The sequence below is a fragment of the Limimaricola sp. AA108-03 genome (assembly GCF_050847355.1).
In the GTDB taxonomy this organism is placed as follows: domain Bacteria; phylum Pseudomonadota; class Alphaproteobacteria; order Rhodobacterales; family Rhodobacteraceae; genus Limimaricola.
Window position 1 is genome coordinate 94038 of the sequence record NZ_CP193760.1, and the last position, 25881, is coordinate 119918.

Genomic DNA, 25881 nt, shown 5'->3' on the forward strand with positions numbered 1-25881 from the left:
GCGGCGGCGTTTGCGACATCGCCCGCCGGGCGGCGGCCTAGCGCCGGGGCAGGAAACCCGCGTGCCGGTTCACGTCCTTGTAGAGCAGGTAGCGGAACGGCCCCGGCCCGCCCGCGTAGCAGGCCTGCGGGCAGAAGGCGCGCAGCCACATGAAGTCGCCCGCCTCGACCTCGACCCAGTCGCGGTTGAGCTTGTAGACCGCCTTGCCCTCCAGCACGTAGAGCCCGTGCTCCATCACGTGGGTCTCCTCGAAGGGGATCACGCCGCCGGGCTGGAAGGTGACGATGGTGACATGCATGTCGTGCCGCAGATCGGCGGGATCGACGAAGCGGGTGGTGGCCCAGCGGCCCTCGGTGCCCGGCATCTCCGAGGGTGCGACCTCGGCGTCCGAGGTGACGATCGGATCGGGCTTCTCCAGCCCCTCGACCGGCTCGTAGAGCTTGCGGATCCAATGGAACCGCGCCGCCCCCTGACCCGCATTGCGCAACGACCAGCGACTGTCGGCGGGCAGATAGGCATAGCCGCCCTCGCCCATCTCGTGGCGGACCCCTTCGATCTCCAGCGAGAGCCGCCCCTCGACCACGAAGATCACCCCCTCGACCCCGGCCTCGGTCTCGCCGCGCTCCGAGCCGCCGCCGGGCTGCACCTCCATCAGGTATTGCGAGAAGGTCTCGGCGAAGCCGGTGAGCGGGCGGGCGATCACCCACAGCCGCGTGGCGTCCCAGAACGGCAGGTAGCTGGTGGTGATGTCGCGCATCGTGCCTTTCGGCAGCACCGCATAGGCCTCGGTAAAGACGGCGCGGCCGGTCATCAGCTCGGTCTGGGGCGGGTGGCCGCCGGTTTGGGCGAAATAGCTGCGCTCGGTCATGACGATCTCCTGTGCGGTCGCAAGGCAGTCTCGCACGGCCCGCCGGGCCACGGATAGCGCCGCTCAGGCACAAGGTACTTCAGCCTGCGCTTGATAATCGGGCGGGGTGTGAACGAGACAGCTTCAAATATTTTCATAAGATTCCCGACGCAGCGCTTTGCTAAGCTGCCCGCATCAAAGGAGGCCCCAAGTGAACCGCTACCCCCGCGACATGATCGGCTACGGCGCCGAGACCCCCGACCCGAAATGGCCGGGAGGCGCGAAGATCGCGCTGCAGATCGTGCTGAACTACGAAGAGGGCGGCGAGAACAACATCCTGCATGGCGACGCGGGATCGGAGGCGTTCCTGTCGGAGATCGTCGGCGCCGCCGCATGGCCGGGCCAGCGGCACTGGAACATGGAGTCGATCTACGAATACGGCGCGCGCGCCGGGTTCTGGCGGCTGCACCGGATGCTCAGGGACCTGCCCGTCACCGTCTATGGCGTGGCCACCGCGCTGGCGCGCAGCCCCGAGCAGGTCGCGGCCATGAAGGACGCAAACTGGGAGATCGCCAGCCACGGCCTGAAATGGATCGAGTACAAGGACGCCGACGAGGCCTCCGAGCGCGCCGACATGGAGGAGGCCATCCGGCTGCACAGCGAGGTGGTGGGCGAGCCTCCGCGCGGCTGGTACACGGGGCGGTCCTCTGACAACACCGTCCGGCTGGTGGCCGAGCAGGGCATCTTCGCCTATGCCGCCGACACCTATGCCGACGATTTGCCCTACTGGTCACGCTTCGGGGATCTCGACCAGCTGATCGTGCCCTACACGCTCGACGCCAACGACATGCGTTTCGCCACGCCGCAGGGTTTCAACTCGGGCGACCAGTATTTCTCCTATCTCAAGGACAGCTTCGACTGCCTCTACGAGGAAGGGCTCGAAGGCGCGCCCAAGATGATGTCGATCGGCCTGCACTGCCGCCTCGTCGGGCGGCCCGGCAGGGCGCAGGCGCTCAAGCGCTTCCTCGACTATGTCCGCCGCCACGAGGGCGTCTGGTTCGCCACGCGCTTGCAGATCGCCGAGCACTGGGCCGCGACGCATCCGCCGGTGGCGCGCGAGCGGCCCTCCGAGATGGAGCGCGACGCCTTCGTCGCCCGCTTCGGCGGCGTGTTCGAGCATTCGGCCTGGATCGCGGAGCGCGCGCATGGGCTGGAGCTTGGGCCCGCGCATGACACCGCCCTCGGGCTGCACAACGCGCTCTCGCGCGTCTTCCGCTCGGCCTCCGAAAGCGAACGGCTCGGCGTGCTCACCGCGCATCCCGATCTCGCGGGCAAGCTTGCGGCGGCCAAGCGGCTGACCGCCGAGAGCACCGCCGAGCAGGCCAGCGCCGGGCTCGACGCGCTCACCGACCAGGAGCGGGCGCGCTTCACCGAGTTGAACGATGCCTATGTCGCCAAGTTCGGTTTTCCCTTCATCATCGCGGTGCGCGATCACGACAAGGCGAGCATCCTCGCGGCCTTCGAGCGGCGCATCGACAGCGACCGCGACACCGAGTTCGCCGAGGCCTGCCGGCAGGTCGAGCGGATCGCGCTGCACCGGCTGCGCGCGATGCTGCCGCCGAGCGGGGGCGGGAACCCGGCATGAGCGGCGAGATCCGCACCGAGCCGCTGACCCGCGCGGCCTTCGCACCATTCGGCGACGTGATCGAGGCGGCGGGCGCGCCTGACAAGATCATCAATGCCGGGCTCTGCGGGCGGCATCACGACCTCGCCCGGCTCGATTTCGGCGCGGACGGCCGCGCCGGGATCTCGGTCTTCGACGCCAAGCCGCGCAGCCTGCCCTACACGCTCGACCTTGTGGAGCGGCACCCCGATGGCAGCCAAGCCTTCATTCCGCTCAGCCTCACCTCTTTTCTGGTCATCGTCGCGCCGGACGAGGATGGTCGGCCCGGTCGCCCGCGCGCCTTCGTGACGACGCCGGGCCAGGCGGTCAACCTGCTGAGGAACACGTGGCACGGCGTGCTGACGCCGCTCGAGGCGCCGGGGCTCTTCGCGGTGGTCGACCGCATCGGGCCCGGCGCAAATCTGGAAGAATACCGGTTCGAGGTGCCCTGGCGCGTCACCGGCTGATCGCGGGACCCGGCGCCAAGACCGGGCCCGCCCAAACACAGGGAGACAGGAATGGCCGATACCTCGATCGGAACCCCGGAACAGCTGCGGGATCCGAACTACACCCCCGCCCTGCACAAGGCGATCCCGCTGGGCATCCAGCACGTGCTTGCCATGTTCGTGGCCAACGTCACCCCGGCGATCATCGTCGCCGGCGCGGCGGGGTTCGGCTTCGGCTCGAACTCGCCGGATTTTCCCGAACTCCTCTACCTGATCCAGATGTCGATGCTGTTCGCAGGCCTCGCGACGCTCCTGCAGACGATCACCCTGGGCCGCATCGGCGCGGCGCTGCCGATCGTGCAGGGCACCAGCTTCGCCTTCCTGCCGATCATGATCCCGCTCGTGGCGGGCAAGGGCATCGACGGGCTGGCGGCGCTCTATGGCGGCATCGTGGTGGGCGGGCTGTTCCACGCCTCGCTCGGCCTCGTCATCGGCCGCATCCGCTTCGCGCTGCCGCCGCTGGTCACCGGCCTCGTGGTGACGCTGATCGGGCTGGCGCTGGTGCAGGTCGGGATCCAGTACGCGGCGGGCGGCGTGCCGGCCAAGGCGGCGGGCGCGGCCGAATACGGCTCGGCGCTGAACTGGTCGGCGGCGCTCGTGGTGATCGCGGTGACACTGGGGCTGAAGTTCTTCACGCGCGGCATGCTGGCGGTCTCGGCGGTGCTTCTGGGGCTGATCGCGGGCTACGCCTACGCCATGGCGGTCGGCATCCTCACCCCGGCCGAGGTCGCGGGCTCGTGGTCGAACGCCGCCGCCTTCGCCCTGCCGGACCCGTTCCGCTACGGGGTCGAGTTCACGGCGGCCGCGATCATCGGCTTCTGCCTGATGGCCTTCGTCTCGGCGGTCGAGACGGTGGGCGACGTGTCGGGCATCACCAAGGGCGGCGCGGGGCGCGAGGCCACGGATCGCGAGATCGAGGGCGCCACCTATGCCGACGGGTTCGGCACCGCGCTCGCGGGGGTGTTCGGCGGGCTGCCCAACACCTCGTTCAGCCAGAATGTCGGGCTGATCGCGATGACCGGGGTGATGAGCCGCCACGTCGTCACCTGCGGCGCGATCTTCCTGATCATCTGCGGGCTGGTGCCCAAGGTCGGCGCGGTGATCCGCACCGTGCCGATCGAGGTGCTGGGCGGCGGCGTGATCGTGATGTTCGGCATGGTGGTCGCGGCGGGGGTCTCGATGCTCGCCGATGTCGACTGGAACCGCCGCAACATGGTGATCTTCGCGGTCTCGCTCAGCCTCGGCCTCGGGTTGCAGCTGGAGCCGGAGGCGGTGCAGTACCTGCCCGAGACGGCGCGGGTGCTGCTGACCTCGGGGCTGCTGCCCGCGGCCTTCCTCGCCATCGTGCTGAACCTCGTCCTGCCCGAGGCGCTGGCCGACGAGGCACCGGCCCCCGCGCCCAAGCCGCACGGCCTGCCATTCGAGACGCCGCGCCACTGACGATCCTTCGAGCGGGAATGGCCAGCCCTTCCGGGGCTGGCCACCCGCCCGCGCGGCTTCAACTGCCGCGATAGGTCGAATAGCCGAAGGGCGAGACCAGCAGCGGCACGTGGTAGTGGTCGTCCGCCGACATGCCGAAGCGCAGCGGCACCGTGTCGAGGAAACGCGGGCTCTCGGCCGCCACGCCGCAGGCGTCGAGATAGTCGCCCACCGCGAAGCTCAGCTCGTAGGTGCCGGTCTCGAATTCGGCCTCGGGCAGGATCGGCGCGTCGGTACGGCCGTCCGCATTGGTCACCATCTCCTTGAGCACGACCCGCCGGTCGCCCTCGATCCGGGCCAGCTCGATCCGCATCCCGGCGGCGGGGCAGCCCCGCGCGGTGTCGAGAACATGGGTGGTCAGGTAGCCTGGCATCGCGTCACTCCTTGCAGCGTCGCCCGCAGAGTAGCGCGGCGCGTGGCGGAGGGAAAAGCGCCGCCCGGGCCGGGGGTGTTTCAAGTTCTTCCTGAGGATCGGGCGCGGCCCGAACGCTCGCGGCCCCGAGGCGGATGGTCAGTATCACCGGCGACCGGCCGGCCAGAAGGCGGGGCCGCCCGAAACGGCGACCCCGCCTTTCCGTCAATGGTGATCGCCCCCCAGACCGACACTCATTGCCCGAGCGCGATCCCCTCGCGGCGCGGATCGGCGCCGCCCGACAGCACCTCGCCGATCTCGATCGCGTGCAGCCCCGAGGTCAGGTCGCGGATCTCGGTCTCGAAGCCGATCTCCTGCAGCGGGGTCTGCAGCGCCTCGGCCTCGGTGCCCGCCTCGATGTCAAAGGTGCCGAAGCGGTTCACCAGATGCGGCGCGGCGACGGCCTGCTGCACGTCCATGCCCCAATCGGCCCAGTTGATGATGGTCTGCGCGACATAGCCGATGATCCGGCTGCCACCGGGCGAGCCCACCACCAGCACCGGCGTCTCGCCCTGCATCACGATGGTCGGCGCCATCGAGGAGCGCGGCCGCTTGCCCGGCTCGACCCGGTTGGCGATCGGGCGGCCCTCCTCATGCGTGGCGAAGCTGAAATCGGTCAGCTCGTTGTTCAAGAGGAACCCCCGCACGAACAGCCGCGAGCCGAAGCCGTTCTCGATCGTCGTGGTCATCGACAGCGCGTTGCCATCGGCGTCGACGATGGAGATGTGGCTGGTCGAGGGCAGCTCGATCGACATGTCGTCGCCCCAGAGCATCGCGTGCTGCCATTCCGGCTCGCCCGGGGCCACCTCCGGCAGCGCGTCGTCGCCCGCGAGCAGCGCCGCGCGGCCCGAGAGATAGGCCGGATCGACCAGCCCCTCGGTCGGCATCGGCACGTAATCGCTATCGGCCATGTAGCGGCCGCGATCCGCGAAGGCGAGCCGCGAGGCGTCGCCGATCAGCCGCCATGCCTCGGCGCTGTCGGGCCCCATCGCGCCGAGATCATAGGTGCCGAGCATGCCGAGGATCTGCCCCACCGTCAGCGCACCTGAGGATGGCGGCCCCATGCCGCAGACGTCGTAATCGCGATAGGCGGCGCAGACCGCGTCGCGCTCGACCACCTCGTAGAGCGCGAGATCGGTTTCCGACAGCACGCCCGGATTGCCCTCGGCGCCCTGCACCGTGGCGACGATGTCGGCGGCGATGCCGCCCTCGTAGAAGGCGTCGGCCCCGCCTTCGGCCATGGCGCGCAGCACCTCGGCATAGTCGGGATTCTTCAGCGTCGCGCCCTCGGCGATGGCGCTGCCGCCGGGAAAGAAATACGCGGCCGTCGCCGGAAAGCGCTGCAACCGCTCGGCATCCTCGGCGACCAGCGTGGCAAGGCGCGGCGAGACCGCGAAGCCCTCCTCGGCATGGGCGATGGCGGCGTCGAACAGCCCGGCCCAGTCGGATTTGCCCCATTTCTCATGCGCCGTCTCGAGCAGGCGCGGCGTGCCGGGGGTGCCGACCGACAGACCGCCCACCACCGCGTCGAAGAATTCGAGCGGCTGGCCGCTCTCGTCCTGAAACAGCGTCGGCGTCGCGGCCAGCGGCGCGGTCTCGCGCCCGTCCAGCGTGGTCAGCTCGCCGCTCTCGGCGTCGTACCAGACGAGGAAGGCGCCGCCGCCCAGCCCCGAGCTCTGCGGCTCGACCAGCCCCAGCACCGCCTGCACCGCGATCATCGCATCGGCGGCCGAGCCCCCTTCGCGCAGCACCTCCGCGCCCGCCTCCACGGCGAGCGGGTTGGCGGCGGCCACCATCCACTCCTGCGCCTCGACCGGGCGGCCCACGCGCTTGGCTTCGACCGCGGCCTGCGCCGCTTCAGACAGCCCCGCGATCTCGCCCGAGGAGGTGCCCTCGGTGGTGACGGCATCGGCGGCCTGCTGCGCGGCGGCGGGCCAAGCGGCCAGCAGCAGCGGGATCACGGCGTGTCTCATCGGTCTGCTCCTCTGCGAGTTGCAGACATTAAGCGCGCTACATGCCCCTGGGGCAAGCCCGGGCAGCCATCCCCGGTCCTAGCGCAGCCGCCGCTCGGTCGCGGCGTCGAACAGCATCACCCGCGCCGCATCGACCTGAAGGCCCACCCGGCTGTTCGGGCGCGGCGCGGGGTCGTCCTCGCGCAGCTCCACCACCAGCCGGTCGCCGGTCGCCGCGACCAGATAGGCATAGGAGACACCGCCGAGCCGCTCGACCAGGTCGACGAGGTGGCTGTCGCCCTCCGCGAGCGCGAGATGCTGCGGCCGCACGCCGACGGTCACCTCGGTTCCGGCCTCCGGCAGGCGGGCCGGCACCCGCAGCGTCTGCGCCCCGAGCCCCGGCGCCAGCACCCCCTCCGCGGCGGCGCTGCCGCTTACGAAGTTCATCGCCGGGCTGCCGATGAAGCCCGCGACGAAGCGGTTGTCGGGATCGCGGTAGAGATCCATCGGCGCGCCGACCTGCTCTATGTTGCCACCCCTGAGCACCACGATCTTGTCGGCGAGCGTCATCGCCTCGACCTGGTCATGGGTGACGTAGATCATCGTCGCGCCGATCTCCTTGTGCAGCCGCGCGATCTCGACCCGCATGTCGACCCGAAGCTCGGCGTCGAGGTTCGACAGCGGCTCGTCGAACAGGAACACCTCCGGGCCCCGCACGATGGCGCGGCCGATCGCGACGCGCTGGCGCTGCCCGCCCGAGAGCGCCTTGGGCTTGCGCTTGAGGTAATCGTCGAGCTTGAGGATGCGGCTCGCCTCGCGCACCTTCTCCTTGATCTCGGCGCTCTTGTGGCCGGTCATCTTCAGGCCGAAGCCCATGTTCTCCTCGACCGTCATGTGCGGGTAGAGCGCGTAGGTCTGGAACACCATCGCCACGCCGCGATCGGCCGGGTCGGCGCGGGTCACGTCCTGATCGCCGATGCGGATCTCGCCGGCGCTGGTCGCCTCCAGCCCGGCGATCATCCGCAGCAGCGTGGACTTGCCGCAGCCCGAGGGGCCGACGAAGACCACGAATTCACCGTCGCTGATGTCGAGATCGACGCCGTGGATCACCTCCACCTCGCCGTATCGCTTCACGAGCTTGCGCAGGGTGACGTCAGACATCTTTCTCTCCCTTGTCGCGGGCCTGCCCCTGATCGGGGAAGCGCCACGCCTCCATGTCCTTCGAGATGCACGCCGCCGTCTCGCGCAGCAGCGGCACCATCTTCTCCAAGTCGTCCAGTGTCTTGCGGGCGGTCACCGAGGTGACCGAGAGCGCGCCGATCACCCGGCCGCGCGCCGAGAGGATCGGCATCGCCACGCAGATGATGCCCGGCTCGTGCTCCTCGCGGTCGAAGGCATGGCCGCGGTCGCGGATCTCGGCCAGCTCGGCGCGCAGGGCTTGCGCATCGGTGATCGTCTGCGGCGTGAACCGGTAGAAGCTCTGCAGCGCCACCGCCCGGTCGAGCGCCGCCTCGTCGAGAAAGGCCAGCATCGCCTTGCCGACCCCGGTGCAATGCGCGGGCCCGACCTTGCCGGCCTGGCTGAACATCTCGACCGGGCGGGACGGCACCCGCTTGTCGACATAGAGCACCTGTCCCGCGTCGAGCTGCGCCAGATGCACGGTCTCGGCCGCCCGCGCCGCGAGCCGCGACAGATGCGGCCGTGCCACCGGCGCCAGCGAGGACTGCTCCCAGGCGGCATGGGCGAGCCGCATCAGCCGCAGCCCCGGCGCGTAGGTCTGCCGCTCCGGATCGAGCGCCAGCAGACCCTGATTCGTCAGCGTCTGCAGCAGCCGGTAGAGCGTCGCCTTGGGATAATCCGAGCGCTCGCGCAGCTCGTTGAACCGGACGGGGCGTTCGAACCCGGCCACAAGATCGAGCACCGTCACCGCCTTGCCGATGGTCCCGTCGCCCACCTGCTGTTCGCTTCGCTGCGCCCTCATCCTGCCCCCTCCGTTGCGTCCCGGCCCGTCAAAGCGTGCCTCGGCTGTTGACAAGCATAGGGCAGACCGGCGTATGATTTCAATATGCAAAACCTGGTCTCAGATAATGAGACTAGATTTGCCGGAGGAAATGGGGAGGAGACCATGGTTACTCACTACCGGGCCGCGCTTGCCGCGCTGGCCATGTCGACGTCGCTGGCCAGCGGCGCCTTTGCCGAAAGCCACGAGATGGCGCTTTCGGGCGAGCTGAAGATCTTCTCGGACATGTCCAACCCCGCGCCGCGCGCGGTGATGGAGGGCATGGTCGAACGATTCGGCGAGATGCATCCCGATCTGGACATCGAGCTGACGGTGATCGACCGCGAGGCCTACAAGACGCAGATCCGCAACTTCCTGACGGCGAACCCGCCGGACGTGGCGAACTGGTACGCGGGCAACCGCATGGCGCCCTATGTCGATGCCGGGCTGTTCGAGGACGTGTCCGATCTGTGGGAGGGCGAGCTCAGCGAGAACCTCGCCTCGACCAAGGGCGCGATGACGCTCGACGGCAAGCAATGGGGCGTGCCCTACACCTACTACCAGTGGGGGGTCTATTACCGGAAGGATCTCTACGAGGAGCACGGGCTTGAGGAGCCGCAGGACTGGGAGGCCTTCAAGGCCAACTGCCAGACTCTCCTGGACAACGACATCAAGTGCTTCACCATCGGCACCAAGTTCCTATGGACCGCCGCCGGCTGGTTCGACTACCTCAACATGCGCACCAACGGCTTCGACTTCCACATGGCGCTCGCCAATGGCGAGGTCGAGTGGACCGACGAGCGGGTGAAGCAGACCTTCGCCAACTGGCGCGAGCTGATCGACATGGGTGCCTATGTCGACAACCACACCGCCTATAGCTGGCAGGAGGCGCTGCCCTTCATGGTAAACGGCGAGGCGGCGGCCTACCTGATGGGCAACTTCGCCGTAGCGCCACTGCGCGAGGCCGGGCTCTCGGACGATCAGCTCGACTACTACCAGTTCCCGGCGATCAACCCCGACGTCGAACTGGCCGAGGACGCGCCCACCGACACGTTCCACATCCCCTCAGGGGCGCAGAACAAGGAGGCCGCGCGCGCCTTCCTGAAATTCGTCACCTCTGCCGAGAACCAGACCGCGATCAACGCGGGCGACGCGCTGGGGCAGCTGCCGGTGAACAGCGGCTCCTCGGTCGATGACGACAAGTTCCTGAAAGAGGGCTTCGAGGTGCTGTCATCGAACAGCCCCGGCGGCGTGGCGCAGTTCTTCGACCGCGACGCCCCGGCCGAGATGGCCAAGGTGGCGATGGAGGGCTTCCAGGAATTCATGGTCAAGCCCGACAATCTCGACCGCATCCTCGACCGGCTCGAGCGCGCGCGCCAGCGGATCTACTGATCCGCGCGACGCATGATCCCCGGGGGCGGTGCGCCGCCCCCGACCATTCCGTTCTCTCCCGAAGGTGCAGCCATGGCCCCGCTCCCGCCCTCCACCGCGCCCCGACCGGCAGCCATCCCCGCGAGCGGGCCCGCGCCGCGCGGCTGGTGGCGCCGCAACCAGATCGCGATCACGCCATGGCTGTTCCTGGCGCCCGGCATCCTGTTCTTCGCGATCTACGTGCTGATCCCGGTATTCCAGAGCTTCAACGTCTCGCTCTACGAATGGGACGGGCTAGGCGAAGCCGAATATGTGGGCTTCGCCAATTACGAGGAGATGTACTGGGACGACGCCTTCTACACCTCGCTGAGAAACAACGTGATCTGGCTGGTGCTCTACCTGCTGGCGATCCCGATGGGGCTCGCCATCGCGCTGTTCCTGAACCAGACCGTGACCGGCATCCGGATCTACAAGTCGCTGTTCTTCTTTCCCTTCGTGATCTCGCAGGTGGTCGTGGGCCTCGTCTTCAGCTGGTTCTACGACCCGTCCTTCGGATTGCTGAACGTGATGCTGGGCTGGTTCGGTGCGGGCCCGATCAACGTGCTGGGCGACGAGCGCTGGGTCACCTACGGCATCATTGCCGCCGGTCTCTGGCCGCAGACCGCCTATTGCATGATCCTCTATCTCACCGGCCTGAACGCCGTGGATCCCGAGCAGATCGAGGCGGGCCGCCTCGACAACGCCAAGGGGTTCCGGATGCTGTGGCACATCATCCTGCCGCAGCTGCGCCCCGCCACCTTCATCGCCTTCGTCGTCACCATCATCGGTGCGCTGCGATCCTTCGACCTGATCTCGATCATGACCGCGGGCGGGCCGTTCGGCGAAAGCCGGGTGCTGAGCTTCTACATGTTCGAGGTGGCGCTGTCGGAATACGGCTTCCGCATGGGCTACGGCGCCGCCATCGCCGTGGTGCTGTTCCTGATCATGCTGGTCTTCATCACCTACTTCCTGTGGTCGATGTACCGCGAGGAGCGCGGCCGATGACCCGGGGCGAATTCGACGCGCTCTGCGCGGCACGGCCCGGCGCGGTGCGGTCGGGCCCGGGCGAGCTCGACTCGTGGAAGATCGGCGGCAAGATGTTCGCCTGCTGGGGCGACGGCGAGACGCGCGCGACCAATACCGACACCGTGGTCGTCGCCACGCCGGACCGCGAGACCGCCGAGATGCTGGTCGAGGCGGGGGCCGCGCATTGGCCGCCCTATTTCCGCGGCGCCTGGGTCGGGCTGACGCTCGACGGGCTCGACCCCGAAGAGGCCCGCCACCGGATCGCCGTCAGCTACGGCCGTGTGCGCGCGGGCCTGAAGAAACGGGCGCAGGCCGAACTGCCGCCGATGGAGGAAATCTGAGATGTTCCCGACCCCGATCGACAAGCAGCCGCGCGGCGCGCAGATCGCCTACCAGTCGCTGATCCCCATAGCCCTCATCCTGTGGCTCCTGCCGCTGATCGCCGTGGCGATCTTCTCGATCCGCCCCGACGCCGATTTCGCCAACGCCAACTACTGGGGCTGGCCGTCCTCGTTCGAGGGTGTGACGAACTACTCCAAGGTGTTCTTCGAAAGCGACATGCCGCGCTACCTGTTGAACTCGGTGCTGATCACCGTGCCCACGGTGATCGGCGCGGTGGCGCTCAGCTGCATGACCGGCTTCGCGCTCGGCATCTACAAGTTCCGCGCCAACATCTGGATCTTCTTCCTGTTCGTCGCGGGCAACTTCGTGCCGTTCCAGATCCTGATGGTCCCGGTCCGGGACCTGACGCTCGATCTGGGCCTCTACAACACCAAGACCGGGCTGGTGCTGTTCCACATCGCCTTCCAGACCGGCTTTTGCACCCTGTTCATGCGCAACTTCATCCGCGCCCTGCCCTTCGAGCTGATCGAAGCGGCCCGCGTCGAGGGCGTCTCGGAATGGCGCATCTTCGTCTTCGTGGTGCTGCCCCTGATGAAGCCCGCCATCGCCGCGCTCGCCGTGCTGATCTTCACCTTCATCTGGAACGACTATTTCTGGGCCGTGGTGCTGACCCAAGGGGCCGAGAGCCAGCCGGTGACGGCAGGCATCACCTCATTCAACGCGCAGTACCGCGCCGCCTATCACCTGATGAGCGCGGGCAGCATCGTCGCCGCCCTGCCGCCCGTCGCCATGTTCTTCCTGATGCAGCGACACTTCATCGCTGGCCTCACCCTCGGAGCCGTGAAATGACCACCGACTGCTGGCGCCTCGACAGCTTTGCCCAGACCCTCGTGCTGGCCGCGACCGACGCGCGGCTGCCCGAGGTGGTCTATTGGGGCGCGCCGCTGCCCAGGGCCACCGACCTCGCCCCCATCGCCCGCGCCCATGCGATGGACCGGACCGGCGGCATGCTCGACGCCAATGCGCCGCTCTCGATCTGCCCCGAGGCCGATCGCAGCTTTCCGGGCCAGCCGGGGCTGAGCCTGCGCGACGCCGATGGGCGGGTGCTGCGACCACGGCTGCGGCTCGTGGAGGTCGAGGCGGCGCGCGACCGGCTAGTGGTGCATTGCGCCGATGCCGATCTCGGGCTGCGCTACGCCGCGCGGTTCGAGATCGACCCCGACACCCATGTGCTGGGCCTTTCGGCCGAGATCGAGAGCGACGCGCCCGTCATCATCGACTGGCTCGCCGCCCCGGTGCTGCCCGGGCCGCAGCTCTCGGACGAGATGATCGACATGGCGGGCCGCTGGATCGGCGAGTTCCGGCCGCAGCGCACGCCGTGGTCCTCGGGCATCCGCCTGCGCGAGAGCCGCACCGGCCGCTCGGGGCACGAGCATTTCCCCGGCCTGATCGTGCCGGGGCGCGGCACCACCGACACCAGAGGCGAGGCCTGGGCCTTTCACTATGGCTGGTCCGGCGGCCACCGCATGGTGGCCGAGGAGCTGCCCGACGGGCGGCGGCAGATCCAGTTCGGCCATGCCAGCGCGACCGAGTTGGCCCCGGTCACCCGCGCCGCCACCGCCCAGCTTCTGGCGAGCTATTCGCGCGCCGGGCTCAATGGCTGCGCCATCGCGTTCCAGCGCCACATCCGCGACCGCGTCGTCACATGGCCCGACCCCGACCGCCCGCGCCCGGTGCATTACAATTGCTGGGAAGCGATCTATTTCGACCACGATGTCGAGGATCTGAAGGCGATCGCCGACCGCGCCGCCGCCCTCGGCGCCGAGCGCTTCGTGCTCGATGACGGCTGGTTCGGCCGGCGCGACGACGACACTTCGAGCTTGGGCGACTGGTGGATCGACGACCGCAAGTATCCCGACGGGCTCGGCCCGCTGATCGAGCATGTCCACGGGCTGAACATGACCTTCGGCATCTGGTTCGAGCCGGAGATGATCAACGCCGACAGCGACACCCACCGCGCCCATCCCGACTGGGCGATGGGGCCGCGCGACCAGATCGAGGGACGCCAGCAGCTGGTGCTCGACATGACCCGCGAGGAGGTGCGCGACTATCTCTTCGACCGGATCGGCGCGGTGCTGCGCGACCACCCGATCGACTACATCAAGTGGGACCACAACCGGCTGCTCCCCTACCCGGACGCCGAGCAGACGCGCGGCATCTACGACCTGCTGGACCGGCTGCGCGCCGCGCACCCCATGGTCGAGATCGAAAGCTGCGCCTCCGGCGGCGGCCGCATCGACGCGGGCATCCTGTCGCGCACCCAGCGGGTCTGGCTCTCGGACAGCAACGACGCGGTCGAGCGGCTCAGGATGCAGCACGAGGCGGCGCTGTTCCTGCCCGCCGCCATCACCGGCAGCCATGTCGGTCCGCGCCGCGCCCATACCTCGGGACGGGTGCACGACATCCGCTTCCGCGCCTGGGTCGCGGCGCAGCGGCATATGGGCTTCGAGATGGACCCGCGTGAACTGACCGAGGAGGAGGCGCAGGTGCTCACCCGCGTCACCGCGTGGTGGAAGAACAACCGCGACTGGACCATGCGCGCCGACATCCACCGGCTCGACAGCGCCGACGGCGCGGTGATCGCCGAGGCGCAGATGGCACCCGATGGCGGCCGCTTCGTGGTCTTCGCGGGCTATGCCGAGAGCGCGGCGCAGATCCTGCCCCGGCCGCTGCGGCTCACCGGTCTCGACCCCGAGGCGAGCTACCGCGTCGCGCTGGTGAACCCCGAGGATCTGGGCGTGCTGTCGCGCGGGCCGCTGGCGCTCAAGGACGGCGCGCTCGACCTGCCCGGCGGCTATCTGATGAGCCACGGGCTGCACCTGCCATCCGCCTTTCCCGATACCATGTGGGTGCTCGAGGGCACCCGTCTCTGACGGACATCGCCATGACCGATCTCATCCGCACATTGGGCTGCTGCTACTATCCCGAGCAGTGGCCCCGCTCGATCTGGGCCGAGGATGCCCGCCGCATGGCCGAGACCGGCCTGACATGGGTGCGGATCGGCGAATTCGCCTGGGCGAAGCTGGAGCCCCGCCCCGGCGAGCTGCGCTGGGACTGGCTCGACGAGGCGATTTGGACGCTGGGCGAGGCCGGGCTCAAGGTGGTGCTCGGCACCCCCACCGCCACGCCGCCGCGCTGGATGCTCGATCGGCACCCCGACATGCTGGCGGTGGATGCGCAGGGGCGCCCGCGCAAGTTCGGCTCGCGGCGGCATTACTGCTTCAGCCACGAGGGCTACGCCACCGAGAGCGACCGGATCGTCGGCTTGATGGCCGATCGCTTCGGCCGCAACGAACACGTCGCGGCGTGGCAGACCGACAATGAATACGGCTGCCACGACACCACCATTTCCTATTCCGACGCGGCCCGCGCCGCCTTTCGCCGCTGGCTGCGCGCCCGTTACGGCGACATCGACGGGCTCAACACCGCCTGGGGCAACGTGTTCTGGTCGATGGAGTATCGCGATTTCGACGAGATCGACCTGCCCAACCTCACCGTGACCGAGCCGAACCCGGCGCATGCGCTGGCTTTCCGCCGCTTTTCCTCGGATCAGGTGGTGGCCTTCAATCGCCGCCAGGTCGAGATCATCCGGGCCCGCTCCTCGGCCCCGATCACCCACAACTACATGGGCCGGATCACGGATTTCGACCATTTCGCGGTCGGCGCCGATCTCGATTTCGCCTCGTGGGACAGCTACCCCTTGGGCTTTCTCGAAGACCGCGCCGGCGCCACGCCGGAGCAGCAGCGCGATTACGCGCGGCAGGGCGACCCGGATTTCCAGGCGCTGCACCACGACCTCTACCGCGCCGTCGGACGCGGCCGCTGGTGGGTGATGGAGCAGCAGCCGGGGCCGGTGAACTGGGCCCCGCACAACCCCGCCCCGCTCCCGGGCATGGTGCGGCTCTGGAGCTGGGAGGCCTTCGCGCATGGCGCGGAATGCGTCAGCTATTTCCGCTGGCGGCAGGCCCCTTTCGCGCAGGAACAGCTTCACGCGGGGCTCTTGCGCCCCGACAGCCAGCCCGCGCCGGCGCTGGAGGAGGCACGCCAGGTCGCGCGCGAGATCGCGCAGGCCCCTGCGGTGGCGACCGCCGCCGCCGAGGTGGCGATCCTCTTCGACTACGACGCCGATGCCGCGTGGGCGGTGCAGCCGCACGGGCAGGGTCTGAGTTATTTCGGCCTCGTGCTCGATCTCTACAAGGCGATGCGCGGGCTCGGGCTCTCGATCGACATCCTGCCCGCCACCACGCGCGACTTCACCGGCTACCGGCTGATCGCGGCGCCCGGGCTGATGCACATGCCGGATGCGCTGAAATCGGCGCTGGCCGCCACCGATGCCGAGGTGCTGATCGGGCCCCGCGCGGGCGCGCGCGATGCCGAGTTCTCGATCCCGGTGCCGCTGCCCCCGGCCTTTCCGGGCCTCGACGTGACCGTGGCCCATGTCGAGAGCCTGCGCGCCGACCGGTCCGAGCCGCTCGACCAGGGGGGCGCCTTCACCGGCTACCGCGAAGCGCTGGAAGGCGCGGCCAAGATCGTCGAACGCACTGCGTCGGGCGCCCCGGCGCTGATGCGCGAAGGGCGGGTGAGCTATCTCGGCGGCTGGCCCGACTCGGTCGCCGCAAGGCGCATCATCGCCGGTCTGTGCACGCGCGCGGGCCTCGACACGGTGGAGCTGCCCGACGGCATCCGCCGCCGCGACACCGGAACGGAGCGGTTCTGGTTCAACCACACCGAGCGGGCGGTGCAGATCGAGGGGCTCGACCTGCCGCCGATCTCGGTGACGCGGCTGTCGCGCTGAACCGGCCGGGCGCGGCGCTCAGCCGCGTCCGATGAAGGGCATCTTGGTCGCCATGACGTTCATGAACTGCACATTGGCCTCGGGCGGCAGCGATGCCATGTGCAGCACCGCATCGGCGACATGGCCCACATCCATCACCGCCTCGACTGCCGTGGAGCCGTCGGCCTGCGGCACGCCGCGCGTCATCGCCTCGGCCATGTCGGTGAGCGCGTTGCCGATGTCGATCTGGCCGCAGGCGATGTCGAAGGGCCGCCCGTCGAGCGACAGCGTCCGCGTCAGCCCGGTCACCGCGTGCTTGGACATGGTGTAGGGCGCCGAGCCCGGCCGCGGCACATGCGCCGAGATCGAGCCGTTGTTGATGATCCGCCCGCCCTGCGGCTGCTGGCGGCGCATCAGCCCGAAGGCGCCGCGCGCGACGAGGAACATGCCGGTGATGTTGGTGTCGCAGACCCTGAGCCAGTCCTCGACCGGGATCTCGTCGATCGGGCGGCCCGGCGCGTTGGTGCCGGCATTGTTGAACAGCGCGTCGAGACGGCCCCACTTGCTCTCGATCGCGGCGAACAGCGCCTCTACCGAGGCCGGGTTGGTGACGTCGCAGCTCTGGACCAAGGCCGTGTCGTAGCCATCGGCGGTTTCCTGAAGCGGCGCCTCGCGACGACCGGTCAGCGCCACGCGCCAGCCCGCTTCGAGGAACCGCCGCGCCGTGGCGCGGCCGATGCCGTTGCCCGCGCCGGTGATCAGGATCGTCTTGCTCATCTCTCGCCTCAATGATTGTCGCGCGGCAGGTCGCGGCCGACCTTGTGATAGGCCGTGGCCAGTTCGAGACAGCCGCCATCGGCGAGCTGGCCCACGTTCTTGCGGTAGATCTCCTGCCACGGCGTCTGGTTGCGCAGCTCGGGCGGCGACCACGCGGCGCGGCGCGCGGCCCATTCCTCGTCCGGCACCAGCGCGTCGAGGCGGCAGGCCCCGAGGTCGAGCCGCACCCGGTCGCCGGTCTCGAGCAGGGCCAGCCCGCCGCCCACCACCGCCTCGGGCGAGGCGTTGAGGATCGAGGGGCTCTCGGAGGTGCCCGATTGCCGCCCGTCACCCACCGTCGGCAAGTGGTTGATCCCGGCCTTCAGCACCGCGTCGGGCGGCTGCATGTTCACCACCTCGGCCGAGCCGGGATAGCCGACGCAGCCGACGCCGCGGATGAACAGGATCGTCTCGGCATCGATCTCCAAGGACGGGTCGTTGATCCTCTCGTGGTAATCCTCGGGCCCCTCGAACACCACGGCGCGGGCCTCAAAGATGCCTTCATGGCCCGGCCGGGACAGGTAACGCTCGCGGAAACCCTCGGAAATCACGGAGGTCTTCATCAGCGCGCTGTCGAACAGGTTGCCCGAGAGGACCAGAAAGCCCGCATTGATCCGCAGCGGCGCGTCGTAGGGCAGGATCACGTCGGTGTCCCGGCTCTCCCAGCCTTCGAGGTTCTCACCCATGCTCTTGCCCGAGGCGGTCATCGCGCCTTCATGCAGGCGGCCCGCCTTGCGCAGCTCACCCATCACGGCGGGCACGCCGCCCGCGCGGAAGAAGCTCTCGCCCAGATACTTGCCCGCCGGCTGCATGTTGACCAGCAAGGGCACGTCGAAGCCGATCTTCTGCCAGTCGGTCACGTCCAGCTCGACGCCGGCATGCCGCGCGATCGCCTGAAGATGCGGCGGCGCGTTGGTCGAGCCGCCGATCGCGGAGTTGGTGACGATGGCATTCTCGAAGGCCTCGCGGGTCAGGATGTCCGAGGGCTTCAGATCCTCGTGCACCATGGCGACGATGCGCCGCCCGGTCTCGTAGGCCATCGCCATGCGCTCGCGGAACGGCGCCGGTATCGCCGAATTGCCCGGCAGCGTCATGCCCAAGGCCTCGGCCATCGCGTTCATCGTGCTGGCCGTGCCCATGGTGTTGCAATGCCCGAGCGACGGGGCCGAGGCGCAGACCCGGCCCATGAACTCGTCATAATCGATCTTGCCCTCGGCCAGCAGGCGGCGGCTTTCCCAGATGATCGTGCCCGAGCCCGCGCGCTCGCCCTTCCACCAGCCATCGAGCATCGGCCCGCCATTGAGCGCGATGGCGGGGATGTCGACCGTGGCCGCGCCCATCAACATGGCGGGCGTGGTCTTGTCGCAGCCCGTCGTCAGCACCACGCCGTCGATCGGGTAGCCATGCAGCACCTCGACGAGGCCGAGATAGCTCAGGTTGCGATCGAGCGCGGCCGTGGGCCGCTTGCCGGTCTCCTGGATCGGATGCACCGGGAATTCCATCGGGATGCCGCCGGCGTCTCGGATGCCCGCCTTGATCCGGTCCATGAGAAAGACGTGGATCTTGTTGCAGGGCGCGATGTCGCTGCCGGTTTGGGCGATGCCGATCACCGGGCGTTCGCCCTGCAACTCGCCCTGCGTATAGCCCTGGTTCTGGTAGCGCTCGATATAAAGCGCGGTCATCCCCGGATTGTTGGGGTTGTCGAACCATTCCTGGCTGCGGAACTTGCGCTTCGCGCGGGTGTCCATGGCCCTCTCCTCCCTCTCGGCGGCGTCCCGACATCGCGGACCGCCTGTCTGCTTGTGGCAGGATCGCGAGATGGTATACCAGATGCAAGAGCCAATCCGGCTCTGTCGCATCATTACCGGAGCCACCCATGCCGCCGCCTCGCCATCCCTTCCGCGCGGGATTTCGCGACTGCCTGCCCTTCGTGTTGATCGTGATCCCGTTCTCGACCCTCTTCGGTGTCGTCGCCCGCGATGCGGGTCTCGACCTCCTGCAGGTGATGTCGATGTCGGTGATCGTCATCGCCGGGGCCTCGCAGTTCACGGCGCTGGCGCTGTTGCAGGACGGCGCGCCGGTCTTCGTGGCGCTTCTGGCGGCGCTGGCGGTGAACCTGCGCATGGCGATGTATTCCGCCGCCTTGGTGCCGCATCTGGGCGCGGCTCCCTTGGGCGCACGGGCACTCGCGGCCTATCTCATGGTCGATCAGAGTTTCGCCGTGGCGGTGCGCCGCTACGAGGACAGCCCCGGCATGACGCTGTCGCAGAAGCTGCGCTACTATTTCGGCTGCATGGCCGTGGTCTGCCCGATCTGGTATGGCTGCACGCTGGCGGGCGCGCTGATGGGACAGGCGATCCCGGCCTCGCTCTCGCTCGATTTCGCGGTGCCGGTCTGCTTCATCGCGCTGCTCGCGCCCTTGCTGCGCAGCCTGCCGCACCTGCTCGCAGCGCTGGTCTCGTCCATCGTCACCATCGGCTTTGCCTGGCTGCCGTGGAATCTCGGCCTGCCGATCGCCGCCATCGCCGCGATGATCGCGGGCGCGCAGGCGGAGCTGTTCCTGCGCCGCCGGGCAGCGCGGCGTTCGGAGTGCCCGGCATGATCGGCGCGAGCGAGTTCTGGAGTCTGACGCTGGCGCTCGGCCTCGGCACCTTCCTGATCCGGTTTTCCTTTCTCGGCCTCCTGGGCGGACGCCAGCTGCCCGACTGGCTGCTCTTGCACCTCAAATACGTGGGCGTCGCGGTGTTCCCGGCGCTGATCGTGCCCGCCGTGCTCTGGCCCGCCGCCACTGGCGGCGAAACCGAAGCCCCCCGGGTCATCGCGGCGCTTCTCGCCGTCGCCGTGGGCCTGCGCTTCGGCCCGATCGGCGCGATCACCGCCGGGCTCGCGACGCTCTACGCGGCTCAGGCCTTGCTCTGAGCCACCGCGCCTTCGAGGTCGAGCCCGTTCAGCGCGGCCACGTGATCGGCCAGCCACGGCACGTAGTCGCCGCCCTTCCCCGCCGCCTCCATCTGCGCGAAGGCATCGCGGATCGCCGATCCCATCGGATTGGCCATCCCCGCCGCCATCGCCATCGAGGCGGCATAGCGCGTGTCCTTGGCGGCGTTGGTGATCGAGAACTGGTGCACGTCGCGCTCGCGATCCACCGCCGCGCGCATGAAGGTCTCGAAGAAGCCGTTCGACAGCCGCGAGCCGCCGATCACCGATTGGATCGCCTGCGGGCTCAATCCCGACTTCACCCCCATGACCAGCGCCTCGGCATAGAGCGCGGCATAGCCCATGGAGATGAAGTTCATGACCAGCTTCATCCGGTGCCCGGCGCCCGTTTCCCCGACATGGTTGATGTTGCCGGCCCAGACCTCGATCACCGGTCGCACCTCGGCAAAGGTCTCGGCGTCGCAGCCGACCATCGCGTCGAGCGTACCCGCCTCGGCCTCCTTGGGCGTGCGGCCGAGCGGGGCGTCGACCAGCGTGACCCCCGCCGCCGCCATCTCCCCGGCCAGCGAAGCGGTCGAGACCGGGTCGGCGGTGGTGGTGTCGATCACGATCAACCCCTCGCGCGCGCCCGCCAAGATCCCGTCTTCGCCACGGATCACCGCCTCGACCTGTTTTGAGTTCGACAGGCAAAGATGGATGATGTCGCAGCTTTCGGCCATCTCGCGCGGGCTTGCCGCCTCGACCGCGCCTTGGGCCACCAGCGCCTCGACCGGCGCGCGGTCGCGGTTGCCCTTGACCATCATCGGATGCCCGGCCCGCAGCAGGTTCGCGGCCATGCCCCGCCCCATGTAGCCGAGCCCGATGAAGCCGATCTTCGACTTGTCCGTCATTGTTCCTCCCTCGCCGCCACCTGCGGCTTGATGCCTCGCAAAAATGGTATACCAATCGGGGTGGAGGACAAGCGCGGGTCGCGAGCCCCGCGCCGGGAGGACAGATGCAGACCATTCACCCCGCCGCCCCGGCGGCCATCGCCGCGCTCGCGCCGCTCTTGGGCGACCGGCTCTCCACCTCGGAGGCGCTGCGCGACCAGCACGGCGCGAACGAGGCGCATTACCCGCCCGCGCCGCCCGACGCGGTGGCATTTCCCGAAACCACCGAGGAGGTCGCGGCGATCCTGCGCGAATGCCACGCCCATGGCTGCCCGGTCACGGCGCAGGGCGCGGGCAGCGCGCTCGAAGGGCATCACCTCGCCATCCGGGGCGGCATCGCGCTGAGCCTTTCGCGCATGGACCGCATCCTCGCCGTGCACCCCGAGGACATGGACGCGGTGGTGCAGCCCGGCGTCACCCGCTCGCGCCTAAACGAGGAGCTGCGCGCCACCGGGTTGATGTTCCCGGTCGATCCGGGCGCCGACGCCTCGCTTGGCGGCATGGCCGCGACGCGGGCCTCGGGCACCACGGCGGTGCGATACGGCACGATGCGCGACAACGTGCTGGCGCTTGAGGTGGTGCTGGCCGATGGGCGGATCATCCGCACCGGCAGCCGCGCCCGCAAATCGAGCGCGGGCTACGACCTGACCCGTCTGATGATCGGCTCGGAGGGTACGCTCGGCATCATCACCGAGATGACGCTTCGGCTGCATGGCCAGCCTGAGGCGGTCTCGGCCGCGACCTGCCGCTTCGGCGGCGTCGCCGACGCGGTCGACTGCGTCATCGCCACGATTCAGTCCGGCCTCGCCGTGGCGCGGATCGAGCTTCTCGACGAGATGATGGTGCGCGGCTTCAACGCCTATCAGGGCAGCGACCTGCCCGAGGCGCCGCATCTCTTCGTGGAGTTCCACGGCACCCCCACCGGCGTCGGCGAACAGGCGCAGGCCTTCGGCGAGCTTGCCGGCGAATACGGCGCCTCGGCGATCCGCTGGACCGACCGGGCCGAGGAATGCCGCGAGCTGTGGCGCATGCGGCATCAGGCGCATTACGCCACCGGCGCGCTCGATCCCGGCAAGCGGACGCTGGCCACCGATGTCTGCGTGCCGATCTCGCGGCTGGCCGAGGCGGTGACCCATGCCCAGGGTCTCGCCCGCGAACTGCGCCTCACCTCGACCATCGTCGGCCATGTCGGCGACGGCAATTTCCATTGCGGGTTGCGGGTCGATCCCGCCGATGCCGACGAGGTCGCCCGCGTCCACCGCTTCACCGCCGCGCTGGCCGAAACCGCGCTGCGGCTCGGCGGCACCGTCACCGGCGAGCATGGCGTGGGCCTGGGCAAGATCGCCCACATGGCCGAGGAGCACGGCGATGCCGTCGCGGTGATGCGGTCGCTGAAAACCGCCCTCGATCCCAAGGGCATCCTCAACCCGGGCAAGATGCTGCCCGCCGACGACGAAGGCTGAACCGATGCTTCCCCAAGACCATTCCCGCGCCCTGCTCGCCGGTCGTGTCCAGCGCGACCAGGGCCCCGCCCTCGTCACCCTGCGCGAGGGCCGGGTGATCGACATCACCTCGCGCGAGGCCCCGACGATGCGCGACCTGATGGAGCGCGACGACCTCGCCGATTACCTGCGCGGCGCGCCGGGCGAGGATATCGGTGCCGTCGAGGAGATCTTCGCCGCCTCGACCGAAACCCCCGGCACGCCGCATCTCCTCGCCCCGGCCGACCTGCAGGCGATCAAGGCCTCGGGCGTCACCTTCGCCGAGAGCATGGTCGAGCGGGTGATCGAGGAGCAGGCGGCGGGAGACGCCGACCGCGCGCAGGAGATCCGCGCCCGGGTGCAGGGCGTGATCGGCGACAGCCTGTCGGGCATCGTCCCCGGCTCCGACAAGGCCGAGCAGGTCAAGGCGGTGCTGCAGGCCGAGGGGCTCTGGTCGCAATATCTCGAGGTCGGCATCGGCCCGGATGCCGAGGTCTTCACCAAGTGCCAGCCCATGGCCGCCGTCGGCTGGGGCGCCAGCGTCGGGCTGCACCCGATCTCGAACTGGAACAACCCCGAGCCCGAGATCGTGCTCGCCGTCGACAGCCGGGGCCGGATTCGCGGCGCGAGCCTGGGCAACGACGTGAACCTGCGCGACGTCGAGGGCCGCTCGGCGCTGCTTCTGGGCAAGGCCAAGGACAACAACGCCTCTTGCGCCATCGGCCCCTTCATCCGGGTCTTCGACGAACACTACACCATGGACGACATGCGCGCCGCCGAGCTGCGGCTCGACGTCACGGGCGAGGACGGCTTCAGGCTGGAGGGCCGTTCCTCGATGTCGAAGATCAGCCGCGACCCCGAGAGCCTCGTGGCCCAGACCATCGGCCGCCATCACCAGTATCCCGACGGCTTCCTGCTGTTCCTCGGCACGCTCTTCGCGCCGATCCAGGACCGCGACGCGCCGGGACAGGGCTTTACCCACAAGACCGGCGACGTGGTGATGATCGAGGAGGACCGCCTCGGCGCGCTGCGCAACACGGTGCGGCTCTCGACCGAATGCCCGGAATGGTGCTTCGGCACCGGCGCTTTGATGCGCAACCTCGCCGGGCGCGGGCTGCTCTGACGATTTTCTCGCGTCAGATTGTCGAATTGTCTGGCAATCTCGATGACCCTGCGGCAGGCTCCCGGGGGAGGATTTCACAGGGAGGGAACCATGAAGATCGTCTCGTCGCTCGCCGCCATCGGCACCGCGGCCCTGCTCGCGGGAACCGCGGCCGCGCAGACCACCACGCTGCGCATCCAGACCCAGCAATCGCCTGAATCGCCCGCCGGCCAGCAGGCCGCGCAATGGGTCGAGAAGGTCGAGAAGATGTCCGGCGGGGACATCTCGATCGAGATGTTCTACTCCTCGGCGGTGGTCAAATCCGCCGAGACCTTCGACGCCGCCGCCAACGGCATCCTCGACTGCGACATGACCAACGGCTCCTACCAGACCGGAAAGAACCCGGCCTTCCAGTTCGTGGCCGACGTGATGGGCGGCTACGACACGCCGCTGCAGTTCCTGGCCTGGATCCAGCATGGCGGCGGTCGCGAGCAGATCAACGAACTCTACAACGCCAACGGCATGGAGTTCGTCGGCGCCTGGCTCGGCGGGCAGGAATCGCTCAACTCGACCAAGCCGCTGAGCGGCATCTCGGACCTGCAGAACTTCAAGTTCCGCTCGCCCCCGGGGATGGAGTCGGAGATCTTCGCCGCGCTCGGCGCCAAGCCGGTGGTGATGGATTTCACCGAGATCTTCACGGCGCTGGAGACCGGGATCATCGACGGCGCCGACGCCTCGACGCTGGCCAACAATGTGGGCCTGGGCATCTACGACATCGCCACCCACACCACCTATCCGGGCTTCCACTCGATGTCCTCGGACCACCTCGCCTGCTCGACCGCGACATGGGAGGCGATGCCCGAGGCGCATCGCGAGATCCTCAAGGTCTCGATGGACAGCCTCGCGCTGGGGCTGATGACGCAGGTCATCGTCGACAATGGCGAGGCGCTCGACGCGCTGCCCGAGAAGGGCGTGACGCTGCATGACTGGTCGGCAGAGGATCGCGCCACCTTCCGCAAGGCCGCGACCGACACCTGGGAGGTCTGGGCCGCCAAGACGCCGGAGGCCCGCGCCATCGTCGACAGCCACCTCGAGTTCCTCGAGCGGATCGGCCTGCGCGACTGAGCCGTCCGGGGGGCCGCTCCGGCCCCCCGCCCCCAGACTGGAAAGTGACCCAATGAACATCCTGATCATCGGCGGCGGCGGCTTTCTGGGCCAGAAGCTGGCCCGCCGCCTCATTGCGCGCGGGGAACTGCGCGGCCGCGAGATCGCCGGGCTGACGCTGGCCGACATCGCCGCCCCCGCCCCGCTCGACGCGCCCTTCGAGGTCGCCCGCACCGCCTGCGACATCACCGACCGCGCGGCGGTGGACGCGCTCATCGCGCCGGGCTTCGACGCGGTGTTCCTGCTCGCCGCCGTGGTGTCCAGCCACGCCGAGGCTGAGTTCGAGGACGGCATGAACGTCAACCTGCACGGCGCGCTGAACGTGCTGGAGAGCCTGCGCCTGCAGGGCCGCGCCCCGGTGCTGGTCTTCACCTCCTCGCTCGCGGTGTTCGGCGGCGAGGTGCCCGACCCGATCCGCGACTGGACCATCCCGAACCCGCAGACCTCCTACGGCACCCAGAAGGCGATCGGCGAGCTTCTGGTCAACGACTACGCGCGCCGGGGCTTCGTCGATGGCCGGACGCTGCGCCTGCCGACGATCTCGGTACGCCCGGGCCGCCCGAACCGCGCCGCCTCCTCCTTCATGTCCTCGATCATCCGCGAACCGCTGAACGGCGAAGAGGCGGTCTGCCCGGTCGATCCGGAATTCCCGCATTACTACCTGAGCCCGCGGCTCTGCGTCGAGAACCTGATCCGCGGCGCCGAGATCGAGGCCGCCGATCTGGGCCGGAGCCGCACCATGACGATGCCGGGCCGCACCCTCACCATCCGCCAGATGATCGAGGCGATGACGGCGGTGGCGGGGCCCGAGCCGGCAAAGCTCATCCGCTTCGAGGACGACCCGGCGATCCGTGACATCGTGTCGGGCTGGCGTTTCGACTACGATCCTGCCAAGGCGCTGGCGCTCGGGCTCGAGGCCGATGCGAGCTTCGAGGAGAACGTGCGCTACTATCTCGAGGACGACCGGCCGGCTTGAGCCGCA

The 25881-nt window shown here is 69.0% G+C and carries 23 protein-coding genes; 15 read left to right on the top strand and 8 right to left on the bottom strand.

Going from position 1 to position 25881, the window contains the following annotated elements; translation table 11 throughout:
- Positions 1 to 37: 37 nt before the first annotated feature.
- On the bottom strand, positions 38 to 868 hold the full coding sequence (locus ACRAQ3_RS19960; RefSeq protein WP_432257002.1) for a bifunctional allantoicase/(S)-ureidoglycine aminohydrolase: 831 nt from the start codon (positions 866 to 868) through the stop codon (positions 38 to 40).
- Between the two features lie 190 nt (positions 869 to 1058).
- Here ACRAQ3_RS19960 and puuE point away from each other — a divergent pair, with 190 nt between their 5' ends.
- The 3 genes from puuE to ACRAQ3_RS19975 are packed head-to-tail and all read left to right on the top strand — an operon-like array spanning position 1059 to position 4456.
- Positions 1059 to 2492, top strand: coding sequence for an allantoinase PuuE (puuE, locus tag ACRAQ3_RS19965; RefSeq protein ID WP_432257003.1), 1434 nt, complete (start codon positions 1059 to 1061; stop codon positions 2490 to 2492).
- Positions 2489 to 2977, top strand: a complete 489-nt coding sequence (locus ACRAQ3_RS19970) for an ureidoglycolate lyase (RefSeq protein ID WP_432257004.1) — start codon at positions 2489 to 2491, stop codon at positions 2975 to 2977. The genes puuE and ACRAQ3_RS19970 overlap by 4 nt, the downstream gene beginning before the upstream one ends.
- A gap of 51 nt (positions 2978 to 3028) precedes the next feature.
- Entirely contained in the window at positions 3029 to 4456 is a 1428-nt protein-coding gene (locus ACRAQ3_RS19975) for a uracil-xanthine permease family protein (protein WP_432257005.1), read from the top strand.
- Between the two features lie 58 nt (positions 4457 to 4514).
- On the opposite strand, the gene uraH is transcribed toward ACRAQ3_RS19975, so the two are convergent.
- From uraH to ACRAQ3_RS19995, 4 genes are all read right to left on the bottom strand, one after another.
- Positions 4515 to 4868 (bottom strand): hydroxyisourate hydrolase, encoded by a 354-nt coding sequence (gene uraH / locus ACRAQ3_RS19980; RefSeq protein ID WP_432257006.1) that lies wholly within the window; start codon positions 4866 to 4868, stop codon positions 4515 to 4517.
- A gap of 233 nt (positions 4869 to 5101) precedes the next feature.
- Positions 5102 to 6880, bottom strand: coding sequence for a gamma-glutamyltransferase (gene ggt / locus ACRAQ3_RS19985; RefSeq protein WP_432257007.1), 1779 nt, complete (start codon positions 6878 to 6880; stop codon positions 5102 to 5104).
- Between the two features lie 78 nt (positions 6881 to 6958).
- A complete protein-coding gene (locus ACRAQ3_RS19990; protein ID WP_269397614.1) occupies positions 6959 to 8020 on the bottom strand; it encodes an ABC transporter ATP-binding protein in 1062 nt (353 codons plus the stop codon).
- On the bottom strand, positions 8013 to 8840 hold the full coding sequence (locus ACRAQ3_RS19995) for an IclR family transcriptional regulator (protein ID WP_269397613.1): 828 nt from the start codon (positions 8838 to 8840) through the stop codon (positions 8013 to 8015). Before ACRAQ3_RS19995 ends, ACRAQ3_RS19990 begins: the two co-directional genes overlap by 8 nt.
- A 144-nt stretch (positions 8841 to 8984) precedes the next feature.
- Here ACRAQ3_RS19995 and ACRAQ3_RS20000 point away from each other — a divergent pair, with 144 nt between their 5' ends.
- The 6 genes from ACRAQ3_RS20000 to ACRAQ3_RS20025 all read left to right on the top strand — a co-directional run bounded on the left by ACRAQ3_RS20000 (position 8985) and on the right by ACRAQ3_RS20025 (position 16491).
- Positions 8985 to 10250, top strand: a complete 1266-nt coding sequence (locus ACRAQ3_RS20000) for an ABC transporter substrate-binding protein (protein ID WP_269397612.1) — start codon at positions 8985 to 8987, stop codon at positions 10248 to 10250.
- 72 nt (positions 10251 to 10322) lie between these two features.
- Positions 10323 to 11273, top strand: coding sequence for a carbohydrate ABC transporter permease (locus ACRAQ3_RS20005; RefSeq protein ID WP_432257008.1), 951 nt, complete (start codon positions 10323 to 10325; stop codon positions 11271 to 11273).
- The gene (locus tag ACRAQ3_RS20010; RefSeq protein ID WP_432257009.1) at positions 11270 to 11635 is read left to right on the top strand and encodes an MmcQ/YjbR family DNA-binding protein; all 366 of its coding nucleotides are present in this window, start codon (positions 11270 to 11272) and stop codon (positions 11633 to 11635) included. Before ACRAQ3_RS20005 ends, ACRAQ3_RS20010 begins: the two co-directional genes overlap by 4 nt.
- A 1-nt stretch (position 11636) precedes the next feature.
- Positions 11637 to 12485 (top strand): carbohydrate ABC transporter permease, encoded by an 849-nt coding sequence (locus tag ACRAQ3_RS20015; RefSeq protein ID WP_269397609.1) that lies wholly within the window; start codon positions 11637 to 11639, stop codon positions 12483 to 12485.
- Complete coding sequence (locus tag ACRAQ3_RS20020; protein WP_432257010.1) at positions 12482 to 14569, top strand: alpha-galactosidase; 2088 nt, start codon at positions 12482 to 12484, stop codon at positions 14567 to 14569. Before ACRAQ3_RS20015 ends, ACRAQ3_RS20020 begins: the two co-directional genes overlap by 4 nt.
- Positions 14570 to 14580: 11 nt before the next feature.
- Positions 14581 to 16491 (top strand): beta-galactosidase, encoded by a 1911-nt coding sequence (locus ACRAQ3_RS20025; RefSeq protein ID WP_432257011.1) that lies wholly within the window; start codon positions 14581 to 14583, stop codon positions 16489 to 16491.
- An 18-nt stretch (positions 16492 to 16509) separates the two neighbouring features.
- Here the strand turns inward: ACRAQ3_RS20025 and ACRAQ3_RS20030 are convergent, their stop codons facing one another.
- Entirely contained in the window at positions 16510 to 17247 is a 738-nt protein-coding gene (locus ACRAQ3_RS20030; protein WP_432257012.1) for an SDR family oxidoreductase, read from the bottom strand.
- Positions 17248 to 17255: 8 nt separating this feature from the next.
- Positions 17256 to 19034: an IlvD/Edd family dehydratase gene (locus ACRAQ3_RS20035; RefSeq protein WP_269397605.1), complete on the bottom strand. Its 1779-nt coding sequence runs from the start codon at positions 19032 to 19034 to the stop codon at positions 17256 to 17258.
- A gap of 128 nt (positions 19035 to 19162) precedes the next feature.
- Between ACRAQ3_RS20035 and ACRAQ3_RS20040 the strand changes: the two genes are divergently transcribed.
- Together ACRAQ3_RS20040 and ACRAQ3_RS20045 are read left to right on the top strand one after the other, a co-directional pair.
- On the top strand, positions 19163 to 19888 hold the full coding sequence (locus ACRAQ3_RS20040; RefSeq protein WP_269397604.1) for an AzlC family ABC transporter permease: 726 nt from the start codon (positions 19163 to 19165) through the stop codon (positions 19886 to 19888).
- Positions 19885 to 20205: an AzlD domain-containing protein gene (locus ACRAQ3_RS20045; protein ID WP_432257013.1), complete on the top strand. Its 321-nt coding sequence runs from the start codon at positions 19885 to 19887 to the stop codon at positions 20203 to 20205. The genes ACRAQ3_RS20040 and ACRAQ3_RS20045 overlap by 4 nt, the downstream gene beginning before the upstream one ends.
- On the opposite strand, the gene ACRAQ3_RS20050 is transcribed toward ACRAQ3_RS20045, so the two are convergent.
- Entirely contained in the window at positions 20190 to 21113 is a 924-nt protein-coding gene (locus ACRAQ3_RS20050) for an NAD(P)-dependent oxidoreductase (protein WP_432257014.1), read from the bottom strand. The two genes, ACRAQ3_RS20045 and ACRAQ3_RS20050, sit on opposite strands and share 16 nt — an antisense overlap.
- A 104-nt stretch (positions 21114 to 21217) precedes the next feature.
- Between ACRAQ3_RS20050 and ACRAQ3_RS20055 the strand changes: the two genes are divergently transcribed.
- From ACRAQ3_RS20055 to denD, 4 genes are all read left to right on the top strand, one after another.
- Positions 21218 to 22615, top strand: coding sequence for an FAD-binding oxidoreductase (locus tag ACRAQ3_RS20055; RefSeq protein WP_432257015.1), 1398 nt, complete (start codon positions 21218 to 21220; stop codon positions 22613 to 22615).
- Positions 22616 to 22619: 4 nt separating this feature from the next.
- Positions 22620 to 23756, top strand: coding sequence for a fumarylacetoacetate hydrolase family protein (locus ACRAQ3_RS20060; RefSeq protein ID WP_432257016.1), 1137 nt, complete (start codon positions 22620 to 22622; stop codon positions 23754 to 23756).
- 90 nt (positions 23757 to 23846) lie between these two features.
- On the top strand, positions 23847 to 24860 hold the full coding sequence (locus ACRAQ3_RS20065; RefSeq protein WP_432257017.1) for a TRAP transporter substrate-binding protein: 1014 nt from the start codon (positions 23847 to 23849) through the stop codon (positions 24858 to 24860).
- 52 nt (positions 24861 to 24912) lie between these two features.
- A complete protein-coding gene (gene denD / locus ACRAQ3_RS20070; protein ID WP_432257018.1) occupies positions 24913 to 25875 on the top strand; it encodes a D-erythronate dehydrogenase in 963 nt (320 codons plus the stop codon).
- Positions 25876 to 25881 lie beyond the last annotated feature (6 nt).

Bases quoted from the DNA above. Each gene is read 5' to 3' on its own strand.
- ACRAQ3_RS19960 (WP_432257002.1), bottom strand. From the start codon at position 868: ATGACCGAGCGCAGCTATTTCGCCCAAACCGGCGGCCACCCGCCCCAG.
- ACRAQ3_RS19970 (WP_432257004.1), top strand. From the start codon at position 2,489: ATGAGCGGCGAGATCCGCACCGAGCCGCTGACCCGCGCGGCCTTCGCA.
- ACRAQ3_RS19975 (WP_432257005.1), top strand. From the start codon at position 3,029: ATGGCCGATACCTCGATCGGAACCCCGGAACAGCTGCGGGATCCGAAC.
- uraH (WP_432257006.1), bottom strand. From the start codon at position 4,868: ATGCCAGGCTACCTGACCACCCATGTTCTCGACACCGCGCGGGGCTGC.
- ggt (WP_432257007.1), bottom strand. From the start codon at position 6,880: ATGAGACACGCCGTGATCCCGCTGCTGCTGGCCGCTTGGCCCGCCGCC.
- ACRAQ3_RS19990 (WP_269397614.1), bottom strand. From the start codon at position 8,020: ATGTCTGACGTCACCCTGCGCAAGCTCGTGAAGCGATACGGCGAGGTG.
- ACRAQ3_RS19995 (WP_269397613.1), bottom strand. From the start codon at position 8,840: ATGAGGGCGCAGCGAAGCGAACAGCAGGTGGGCGACGGGACCATCGGC.
- ACRAQ3_RS20000 (WP_269397612.1), top strand. From the start codon at position 8,985: ATGGTTACTCACTACCGGGCCGCGCTTGCCGCGCTGGCCATGTCGACG.
- ACRAQ3_RS20005 (WP_432257008.1), top strand. From the start codon at position 10,323: ATGGCCCCGCTCCCGCCCTCCACCGCGCCCCGACCGGCAGCCATCCCC.
- ACRAQ3_RS20010 (WP_432257009.1), top strand. From the start codon at position 11,270: ATGACCCGGGGCGAATTCGACGCGCTCTGCGCGGCACGGCCCGGCGCG.
- ACRAQ3_RS20015 (WP_269397609.1), top strand. From the start codon at position 11,637: ATGTTCCCGACCCCGATCGACAAGCAGCCGCGCGGCGCGCAGATCGCC.
- ACRAQ3_RS20020 (WP_432257010.1), top strand. From the start codon at position 12,482: ATGACCACCGACTGCTGGCGCCTCGACAGCTTTGCCCAGACCCTCGTG.
- ACRAQ3_RS20025 (WP_432257011.1), top strand. From the start codon at position 14,581: ATGACCGATCTCATCCGCACATTGGGCTGCTGCTACTATCCCGAGCAG.
- ACRAQ3_RS20030 (WP_432257012.1), bottom strand. From the start codon at position 17,247: ATGAGCAAGACGATCCTGATCACCGGCGCGGGCAACGGCATCGGCCGC.
- ACRAQ3_RS20035 (WP_269397605.1), bottom strand. From the start codon at position 19,034: ATGGACACCCGCGCGAAGCGCAAGTTCCGCAGCCAGGAATGGTTCGAC.
- ACRAQ3_RS20040 (WP_269397604.1), top strand. From the start codon at position 19,163: ATGCCGCCGCCTCGCCATCCCTTCCGCGCGGGATTTCGCGACTGCCTG.
- ACRAQ3_RS20045 (WP_432257013.1), top strand. From the start codon at position 19,885: ATGATCGGCGCGAGCGAGTTCTGGAGTCTGACGCTGGCGCTCGGCCTC.
- ACRAQ3_RS20050 (WP_432257014.1), bottom strand. From the start codon at position 21,113: ATGACGGACAAGTCGAAGATCGGCTTCATCGGGCTCGGCTACATGGGG.
- ACRAQ3_RS20055 (WP_432257015.1), top strand. From the start codon at position 21,218: ATGCAGACCATTCACCCCGCCGCCCCGGCGGCCATCGCCGCGCTCGCG.
- ACRAQ3_RS20060 (WP_432257016.1), top strand. From the start codon at position 22,620: ATGCTTCCCCAAGACCATTCCCGCGCCCTGCTCGCCGGTCGTGTCCAG.
- ACRAQ3_RS20065 (WP_432257017.1), top strand. From the start codon at position 23,847: ATGAAGATCGTCTCGTCGCTCGCCGCCATCGGCACCGCGGCCCTGCTC.
- denD (WP_432257018.1), top strand. From the start codon at position 24,913: ATGAACATCCTGATCATCGGCGGCGGCGGCTTTCTGGGCCAGAAGCTG.